Below are 9,298 nucleotides of genomic sequence, written 5' to 3'. Positions count from 1 at the left end.
GATCGCGACGTGATCACTAACGGCGGATTCGACCGACTTCGATGCCGTGTTGCTTTGCCCGGTACAGCAGGGTGGCCCGGGTGATGCCCAGTTGCCGGGCGGCAGCGGCGATGTTGCCTGCGCTGCGGCGGAGTGCGGCGGCAATCCATTCCTGTTCGGCGCCGCCCAGGGTCTGGCCCGGAGTGAGACTGACGTGGGATGAGGAGGACTCTGTGCCGCCCACCAAGCGGCCGCCTGCATCGCCCGCAGCTGAAGCGGGGAGCGAGAGTACGCCTTCGCTCAGCTCCTCGCCGCCCCGGAACAGCTGGTGCACATCGATCAGCTCGCCGTCGTTGACCATGATCACCGCGCGCTCGATCAGGTTTTGCAGCTCCCGGATATTGCCGGGGAAACCGTAGTTGAACAGGGCTTTCACTGCCCGCTGGCTGAAGCCGGGTACCTCGCGCTGGTAGCGCTCACGGTAGTGGTTCAGGAAGTGCTGCATCAGCAGCGGAATGTCGTCGCTCCGCTCGCGCAGCGGCGGCAGGTGGATCGGGAACACATTGAGCCGGTAAAACAGGTCTTCACGGAAGCTGCCTTTGCGAACGGCCTCGCGCAGGTGTTCGTTGGTCGCGGCCACCACACGCACGTTGACCTTCACCGTTTTGGTCCCGCCCACCCGCTCGATCTCGCCTTCTTGCAAGGCCCGCAGAAGTTTGCCTTGGGCTACCAGGCTGAGCGTGCCGATTTCGTCCAGAAACAAGGTGCCACCGTCGGCACGCTCAAAGCGCCCCGGCCGGGAGGCGCCAGCCCCGGTGAACGCGCCGCGCTCCACGCCGAAGAGTTCGGACTCGATCAGTGTCTCCGGAATGGCCGCGCAGTTGATCGCCACAAAAGGCCTGGCCGCACGGTCACTGTTGCGGTGCAGGCTGCGCGCGAACATCTCTTTGCCCACGCCGGATTCCCCGGTGAACAACACGGTCGCCGGTGTAGGGGCAACACGGCGCACCATATGAAAAGCCGCATTGAAGGCAGAAGACGCGCCGACCAGGGTCGGGTCCTGGCCACTGGTGGGACTGTGTTCGCCAAGCGCTTCTGCAGTCGCAGCCACAGGCTCTGCATTCGGGCCCCGGTCACCCAGCTGGAGGTGGCGCAAGTCTTCCTGCGGGTCTTCCCATAGTTCCACCGAGCGTCCGATCACGCGACATTGCGCGTCGCCCGCAGAACGGCACGCCACTTCACGGAACAGGATCAAGCGGCCGAACAGCGTGCTCACATAGCCGGTGGCATAGCCGGTCTGCATCCAGCAGGCGGGTGAACCGCCCACACCATAGACGGCAATGTGCTCGTCGTCTTCGCTGGAGTTGTGCCAGATGAATTCCCCCTGGTACTCGCCGCTGGCGGCGTCAAAGCGCACCCGCACTACTTCCACTTTGACTTGGCCTTCCAGGGCGTGCAGCCGGGTACCTGCCATGGCGGCTACTGACGGCTCGGCATCCGGCCATTGGCGCCTTATCAGCTCCGCATCGCGCGCCCCACTCATGTAGCCCATGCGGGTCAAAAGGCCGCGGGCCTTGTCCAGGCCCATGCTTTCGATCAGTTCGCGGCGCAAGCTTCCCATGGCTTCGGCGTGCATCAGCACCATGCGTTGATCCTGCAACCAGATGCGTCCGTCACCCGGCGAAAAGAACAGGCATTCGCTCAGATCGGCCAGGGTCGGATGGCTGCTGCCGTCGACTTGGTTCAGCTCGAACCCCCGTTGGCCGGGAAAGCGGGCGTCTACCGGCGGGGTGGACGGCGAGACGCCGGTGACCTGCATGAGTTGCGCCAGAGAGATGCGGGAGCCAGGCATAAATGCACCAAATATGAATGTATAGATTCAATTTTGACAGTCAAAAATGTATCTATACATTCATATTTACCCTCGAAAACGGCAGTTTCGGGGTCTTGAAAGCCGCTCAGGGTTTGTCCGGAGTTTTCACTCTGAAAGTCCCCCTTGCCGTGGCCCCTTGGGGTGCGTGGTGCCGGGGACTTGGTATGCCCATTGCGAAGTAGTGCACATGGCTTGGTCCGTCCGGCCACACAACCTCAACCACAAGGAGATAGACATGGGCTTAGCACAACACTTCAATTGGGTCGATACGGCATGCTGGAACGGCACAGCCTTTGACGGTGGATGGCACACACGGCTGGCCGACAGTCAGGACGTGCTGGAGCCCGCAACCGGCAAGCCGCTGTGGCGTGTCGGCGTGGCAAGTGCCGCCAACATGACTGCGGGCATCGCACGGGCGCATGCGACCCAGGCAGCATGGGCCGACGTGCCCCCTCGTGACCGCGCTGCCATCCTGCTGAAGGCCGCCGCCCTCTTTGAACTCCACTTCGATGAACTGGCCTTGCTGATTGCCCGTGAGACCGGCGGCATCATTGCCAAGGGCCAGCACGAGGTCCGCGAGGCGGTGGTGTTGTGCCGCCTCGCTGCGGCTATGCCGATGCAGTCGCAAGGCCAGGTGTTGCCGAGCACGCCGGGGCGCCTGTCCATAGCGCGCCGGGTTCCACACGGCGTGGTGGGCGTGATTTCCCCGTTCAACTTCCCCCTGATTTTGAGTCTGCGTTCTGTGGCTCCAGCGCTGGCGCTGGGCAATGCGGTGGTTCTGAAACCGGACGTGCGCACACCGGCCAGCGGCGGCTTTATTCTCGCGAAGGTGTTTGAGGAAGCCGGGCTTCCTCCTGGCGTCTTGCAGGTGCTGCCCGGCAATGCCGAGGCCGGAGAAGCCTTGGTCACTGACCCCCGCGTGCCCATGATCGCCTTCACAGGTTCGCCCGCAGTGGGGCGCCGCATCGGCGAGTTGGCCGGCAAGCATCTCAAAAAGGTGTCCCTGGAATTGGGTGGTGCGAACAACCTCATCATTCTGGAAGATGCGGACCTTGATGCCGCGGCCAGTGCCGCCGCGTTCGGTGCCTGGTTCCACCAGGGTCAGATCTGCATGGCCAGCAACCGTGTGCTGGTGCACAGCGCCATCGCCGAAGGCCTGAAGGCACGGCTCGTTGGCAAGGCCACCCACCTGCCGGTGGGCGATGGAGCCAGCGGCCAGGTCGCACTCGGGCCGATGATTGATGCCAAACAGTTGGCACGTTTCGACGCCGTGGTGCAAGAAACCGTCCGCCAGGGCGCCAAGCTGGAAGCCGGTGGCACCTTTGACGGCCTTTGCTACAAACCCACGGTGCTGTCCGGGGTGAAGCCGGGTATGCGCAGTTTTGATGACGAGCCCTTCGGGCCGCTGGTCAACCTCGTCACATTTAGCTCCGATGAAGAAGCCATCGCATTGGCCAATACCAGCCAGGGCGGGCTGTCGGCCGCAGTCATCAGCCGTGATGTCGGTCGTGCCATGGCCATTGGTGAGCGCATCAACGCCGGCATGGTCCACATCAACGACCAGACCGTGAACGACGACTGCACCAACCCCTTCGGCGGACCAGGCCTGGGCGGCAACGGCAGCGCGGTCGGTGGCCCTGCCGATGTCGATGAATACACACGTTGGAAGTGGATCACTGTCAAAGCCTCGGTGCCGCAGTTCCCCTTCTGACCCACTGATTCAACGCCTTTCCCCGCCTGCGGCGGGGACTTCCTTTCCAGACAAGAACCGGAGCAAAGACTCCGGTCAGGAGACAGACATGACACAAAAAAAAACATCCTCCGGTACCGGAGTTTCCCGCCGCCGCGCGCTATCTGCCGGGCTGGCCGTGGCCGGAATCGGCGCCTTTCCGGTGATCGCACGCCCGCAAACCCAGACCCTGCGCATTGGCGTTGTCAGTCCGCGTTCCGGTCCCTTGGCGCTGTTCGGCGAGGGTGACGGGTTCGTGCTCGACCAGGTGCGCAAACAATGGGCGGGTGGCGTCGAGTCGGGCGGCAAACGCTACAACATCGAGTTCATCGCCAAAGACACCCAGAGCAACCCGGTGCGCGCAGCGGCCATGGCCAAGGAGTTGATCAACTCCGACAAGGTGGATTTCGTGCTCTCCACCTCCACCCCCGAAACCGTGAATCCGGTGGCCGATGCGTGCGAAGCCGCCGGGGTCCCGGCACTTTCCACGACCAGCCCATGGGAGGCGTTCTATTTCGGGCGCGGCGCCAAGCCTGGCGAGCCCTCGCCCTTCAAATGGACGTACCACTTCTGTTTCGGCGTGGGCAACTTTGCCAAACTCTATACCGACCAGTGGAGCAAGGTCCCCACCAATAAAAAGGTGGGCATGCTGCTACCCGCCGATGCCGACGGAAACGCTATCCGCGCCATGTTGATTCCCTCCTTGCAGAAGGCCGGTTTCACGGTGGTGGATGCCGGGCCTTACCAAAACGGATTGACCGACTTTTCTGCGCAGATCGCGCTGTTCCGCAAAGAAGGCATCGAGATCTTTAACACCTTCCCCTTCCCACCCGACTTCGCGGTGTTCTGGCGCCAGGCGGCTCAGCGGGGCCTGGCTAAGCAGGTCAAGATCGTGCAACTGGCCAAGGCCGGCCTGTTCCCGGCCGAGCTGGAGGCCATGGGCCAGTTGGGCGACGGCCTGCATGCCGGCGCGTACTGGCACCGCAGCTTCCCGTTTTCCTCACCCGCTACCGGCATGACCAGCATGCAGTTGGCCGACGGATACGAAAAAGCCAGCGGCAAGACCTGGAACCAGCAGATCGGTGCAACCGCATCCCTGTTTGATGCGGCCATAGCGACCGTGCGCAGCGCAGCAGACCCCAAAGACCGTGCCTCGCTGGCGCAGGCGATGTCCCGTTTGAAAACCGAGACCGCTGTGGGCCAGGTGGATTTCACCACCGGACCGGTCGCGAACTGTGCCACGACCGGCCTGGTCGGGGTGCAGTGGGTGCGCGGCAAGGGCGGCGCGAACAAGTTCGGCCTGGAAATCGTCTCCAACGCGGACAACCCGAAAGTTCCGCTGACCGCTGCGATGAAGCCTTACCGCCTGGGCTGAGCCCGCGCACGCATAGAGACGACCATCGATGTCTGAACAATTCATCCTGGAGGCCGGGGGCGTGTGCAAGCACTTTGGCCGTCTGCAGGTCTTGCACGGTGTGGATGTGAGTCTGCGCCAAGGCGAGGCGCTCGGGGTTGTGGGCCCCAACGGTGCCGGCAAGACCACGCTATTCAGCGTGCTGGCGGGTACGGTGCCTGCCAGCAGCGGCAGCGTCCGGTTCGATGGCAAGCCCATCGACACCTGGGACGCAGCCCGTCGCTGCCGTGCGGGCATTGCCCGCACCCACCAAGTGCCCCGGCCCTTTCTTAATCTGAGTGTGTTCGACAACACGCTGGTCGCCGCCCAGCATGGCGCCGGACTGCGCGGGCCGCAGGCAGAGCGCGCGGTGTTGGACAGTCTGGAGCGCTGCGGACTCACCGCCATGGCACAGCGTCCCGCAGCCAGTTTGGGTCTGATGGACCGCAAGCGGCTCGAACTCGCACGCGCGCTGGCGACCGGGCCCCGGGTGCTGTTGCTGGACGAAATCGGCGGTGGCCTGACGGAAGCCGAGCTGATTCACCTCTCGGGTCTGGTGGCCTCTTTGCGGGATGAAGGTTTGACGGTGGTATGGATCGAGCACGTGCTCCACGCGCTGCTCAAGGTCGTGGACCGGCTGGTCTGTATGGACGCCGGCACCGTGCTGGCGCAGGGCGATCCGCACACGGTGATGAATGATCCGCAGGTGGTCGAGGCCTATCTGGGCGGGGTGCCTGCATGACTCAGCATGGTTCGATGAATCCTATTCTTGAAGCCCGCGAGCTGCGCGCCAGCCACGGGCAACTGGTGGCGGTGCGGGACGTTTCGCTGGAACTCAAACCCGGGGAAACCGTGGCGCTGGTGGGCTCCAACGGAGCGGGCAAAACCACCTTGTTGCGCACCCTGGCGGGCGTACACCCCACGCAAGCCGGCAGTATCTGGCTGGGCGGGACCGAATTGAGCGCCCAGCCTGCGCATCGCCGGGTGCAGCAAGGTCTGGCCTTGGTGCCAGAGGGGCGACGACTGTTCGCCGACATGACGGTGCGCGAAAACCTGTTGCTCGCACAAGAGCACCGGGGCCGCCAGCGGGATGGCGATGCCAGCTGGTCGATCGAGCGTGTGGTGCAGGCCTTGCCTGCGCTCAAGCCGCTGATGCACCGGCCCGCAGGGGCGCTGTCAGGCGGTCAGCGGCAAGCGGCGGCCATCGCCCGTGCGCTGATGACCAACCCCACCGTGCTGCTGATCGATGAGGTGTCCTTGGGCCTGTCGCCGCGTGCGGTGGACGAGGTGTACCGGCACCTGGAAGAGCTGCGCCGTGAGGCCGGCACCACCTTGCTGTTGGTGGAGCAGGACCTGGGGCGCGCCATGGCGTTCGCCGACCGGGTGCTCTGCCTGCGCGAGGGCCGCATTGTGCTTGCCGCAGCCGCGGCCGGGCTGGACCGCAATCTTGTTACCGAAGCCTACTTCGGTGTGGAGCACACCGCATGATGGATGCACTGATTCAAGGCACCCTGCTGGGGGGCTATTACGCCGTGCTGGCGGCCGGGCTGTCGCTGATGTTCGGCGTCATGCGCATCATCAACCTGGCACACGGCGATCTCGCCATGCTCGGCGCTTTCGTGGTGTTGTGGTTGGTGGGCCTGGGCTGGTCGCCCTGGCTGGCCGTGCTGGCCACGGTCCCGGCCATGGGGGTGGTGGGCATGCTCTTGCAGCATTGGGTGCTGGCACGCACGCTGCGGTCGGGGGTGCTGCTGCCTTTGCTGGTCACCATGGGGCTGGGCGCATTGATCCAGAACGCGCTGTACGGTGTATTCGGCTCCGAGGCACGTTCACTGGCAGACGCACTGGGCGAGCTTTCTTGGGCGAGCTGGACTTTGCCAGGCGACATCATCGTGGGCCAACTTTCTGTGTTGACGCTGGTGCTGGGGGTGGCTGTGCTGGCTGCCTTGCAAGCCCTGCTGAGCTGGACCCGGCTGGGCCGCTCCATCCGTGCAGCCTCGTCCGACCCGGAGGCCGCCGCACTCTGCGGTGTGGACGCCGGGCGGGTACACCGCGCCGCTGCGGCCATTTCGGTGGGTTTGGCCGCTTTGGCGGGCGCCATGCTGGCCACACGCGCCACGATAGAGCCCTACGGCGGCCCCTTGCTGTTGATCATGGCCTTTGAGGCGGTGGTCATCGGGGGCATCGGCTCGCTGTGGGGTACCTTGCTGGGTGGCATCCTGCTGGGCCTGGCGCAAAGCTTTGGCGCATTGGTGTCGCCTCAAGGGTTCCAGCTCGGGGGACACCTCTTGTTCCTGGTGGTGCTGGGCGGACGTCTCTGGAAGCAATACCGGGACGGACTGGGCCTCTCCATCTGGCCGGTACCCGGGGGTAAAGCGTCGTCCATATCTGCGCACAAGACGCTGGAGGCGCAGCCATGAAACACCCTATTTCCTGGATGACGGTTGCCGCTGTGGCCCTGGCTGCTTTGCCCCTGCTGCTGGGGGCGAATGCAATCGACAAGCTCACTACCCTGTTTGTATTCATGTTGCTGGCCTCCACCTGGGGTCTTCTGGCCGGACAGGCAGGCTTGGTGTCGGTCGGCCAGCAGGCGTTTTTCGGATTGGGGGCCTACTTTGCCCTGCGCCTGGTTGGCGGTGGCTGGAGTGCCTACCCGGCGCTTTTCGCGGGTGCGGTAGGTGCGGCGGTGGCGGCTTGGGTGTTGTCGTTCTTTGTGCTGCGGCTGAAAGAGGGCGAGTTTGCCATCGCGACCTGGGTGATTGCCGAGGTCATCCGCATTCTGGTAATGCTCGACCCGATGGTGCAGGGCGAAACCGGCACGTCTTTGCTGGCCCTCAATGGGGTCGAGCCAGAGCTGCGCCGCAACATCGGTTTCTGGATGGCGCTGGGCTCGCTGGCATTCATGCTGGGTGTCACCATCTGGATGATGCGCAGTGCGGTCGGTACTGCCACCCGTGCCATCGGGGAAGACGATGAGGCCGCCGCTTCTCTGGGCGTTCGCGTCATGACCACACAACGCTGGGTGTTCGTGCTGGCTTCACTGGGGGCGGCCTTAGCCGGTGTTGCCTGGTTGGCAACCGCCATCACTTTTCTGCCCCGCACCAACTTCGGCGTTCAGTGGTCTGTGTTGATGCTGTTCATGGCCCTGGTGGGCGGGCTGCGCAGCCAGTGGGGTCCGCTGGTGGGCGCTCTGCTTTTGTTCATCCTGCAGGAAAGCCTGGGCCACCTCGGCCCCTGGTATCTCGCCGGGCTGGGTGTTGTCGCCATAGTTTTTGCCTTGTGGTTGCCACGCGGCCTGGCCGGACTGTGGGACGACTGGCAGGCCCGCCGCGCTCTGGGCACCACGCCCGCTCCGGGGCCTGCCGCCCCGGCTTCAACTGTTTCTCCCCTCACTCTTCAAAGGAAATCTGCATCATGAGCTTTCAAGGAAAAACCATTGTCATTACCGGCGTCAGCTCCGGCATCGGCAGCGACACCGCCAAGCTGTTGCGCCTTCAGGGCGCACGCGTCATCGGCGTGGACCGCAACGACCCGACGCTGACGCTGGACGGCTTCGTCAAGGCGGACTTGTCCACTCCCGCCGCCATTGACGCGGCCATTACCCAGTTGCCGGCGCGCATTGATGCGCTGTGCAACATCGCCGGTGTACCCGGTACTTCGCCAGTGGATCTGGTGGCCAAGGTCAATTACCTCGGCCTGCGGCATCTGACGCTGGGTCTGCTGGACCGCATGACCGGCGGCAGCGTGGTGAACATTTCTTCCATTTTGGGCGCCGAGTGGGCAGCCCGCCTGGAGCTGCACCGCACGCTGGGCCAGACCAGCTCTTTCGCTGAAGGGCAGGCCTGGCTTGCCAAAAACCCCGTTGCGCAAGAGACCTGCTACCAGTACTTCAAAGAGGCACTGATTGTCTGGACGTACACCCAGTCTCAAAAGCTGTTCCTGGAGCGCAACGTCCGGATGAACTGTGTTGCGCCCGGCCCGGTGTTCACTCCCATCCTGGGCGACTTTGTGCAAATGCTGGGCAACGAGCGGGTGGAGAAAGATGCCCACCGCATGAAGCGCCCCGCCTTCAGCGACGAAGTGGCTTCTGTCATCGCATTCATGTGCAGTGACGCATCCCGCTGGGTCAGCGGGATCAACTTGCCAGTCGATGGTGGCCTGGCATCGACCTACCTCTGACCGGATGGCGTGGACCGGCATTCTGCGACCGGTCCCGCGCCTATGAAATAAACCGAAACAAACCGCAACCGCCCTGACACCCTGTGTCAGGGGCACTTCGGCACCATCACGGTCATATTCCAACTACCCGACTGGGTTCAGAAAG

8 protein-coding genes are annotated in these 9,298 nt (G+C 64.0%); 7 read left to right on the top strand and 1 reads right to left on the bottom strand.

Annotation, left to right across the window (positions count from 1 at the left end):
• Positions 1-16 precede the first annotated feature (16 nt).
• Entirely contained in the window at positions 17-1,831 is a 1,815-nt protein-coding gene (locus AEP_RS09420) for a sigma-54-dependent Fis family transcriptional regulator (protein WP_087495146.1), read from the bottom strand.
• 256 nt (positions 1,832-2,087) lie between these two features.
• On the opposite strand from AEP_RS09420, the gene AEP_RS09415 reads away from it, so the two are divergent.
• The 7 genes from AEP_RS09415 (at position 2,088) to AEP_RS09385 (ending at position 9,153) form a co-directional block, all read left to right on the top strand.
• Complete coding sequence (locus tag AEP_RS09415) at positions 2,088-3,563, top strand: benzaldehyde dehydrogenase (RefSeq protein WP_087495145.1); 1,476 nt, start codon at positions 2,088-2,090, stop codon at positions 3,561-3,563.
• An 88-nt stretch (positions 3,564-3,651) separates the two neighbouring features.
• Positions 3,652-4,956, top strand: coding sequence for an ABC transporter substrate-binding protein (locus AEP_RS09410; RefSeq protein ID WP_087495144.1), 1,305 nt, complete (start codon positions 3,652-3,654; stop codon positions 4,954-4,956).
• A gap of 28 nt (positions 4,957-4,984) precedes the next feature.
• Positions 4,985-5,716 carry an ABC transporter ATP-binding protein gene (locus tag AEP_RS09405; RefSeq protein ID WP_087495143.1) on the top strand — a complete coding sequence of 244 codons (732 nt, stop codon included), beginning with the start codon at positions 4,985-4,987 and terminating at the stop codon, positions 5,714-5,716.
• Positions 5,717-5,730: 14 nt separating this feature from the next.
• A complete protein-coding gene (locus AEP_RS09400; RefSeq protein WP_087495142.1) occupies positions 5,731-6,462 on the top strand; it encodes an ABC transporter ATP-binding protein in 732 nt (243 codons plus the stop codon).
• Positions 6,459-7,394 carry a branched-chain amino acid ABC transporter permease gene (locus AEP_RS09395; RefSeq protein ID WP_087495141.1) on the top strand — a complete coding sequence of 312 codons (936 nt, stop codon included), beginning with the start codon at positions 6,459-6,461 and terminating at the stop codon, positions 7,392-7,394. Before AEP_RS09400 ends, AEP_RS09395 begins: the two co-directional genes overlap by 4 nt.
• A complete protein-coding gene (locus tag AEP_RS09390; protein ID WP_087495140.1) occupies positions 7,391-8,392 on the top strand; it encodes a branched-chain amino acid ABC transporter permease in 1,002 nt (333 codons plus the stop codon). The genes AEP_RS09395 and AEP_RS09390 overlap by 4 nt, the downstream gene beginning before the upstream one ends.
• On the top strand, positions 8,389-9,153 hold the full coding sequence (locus tag AEP_RS09385) for a coniferyl-alcohol dehydrogenase (protein ID WP_087495139.1): 765 nt from the start codon (positions 8,389-8,391) through the stop codon (positions 9,151-9,153). The genes AEP_RS09390 and AEP_RS09385 overlap by 4 nt, the downstream gene beginning before the upstream one ends.
• The last annotated feature ends 145 nt before the right edge of the window (positions 9,154-9,298 follow it).

The organism is Curvibacter sp. AEP1-3, assembly GCF_002163715.1.
Taxonomy (GTDB): domain Bacteria; phylum Pseudomonadota; class Gammaproteobacteria; order Burkholderiales; family Burkholderiaceae_C; genus Allorhodoferax.
The sequence above is the reverse complement of the archived record's forward strand: the minus strand, read 5'-3'. Positions and strand labels throughout refer to the sequence as shown.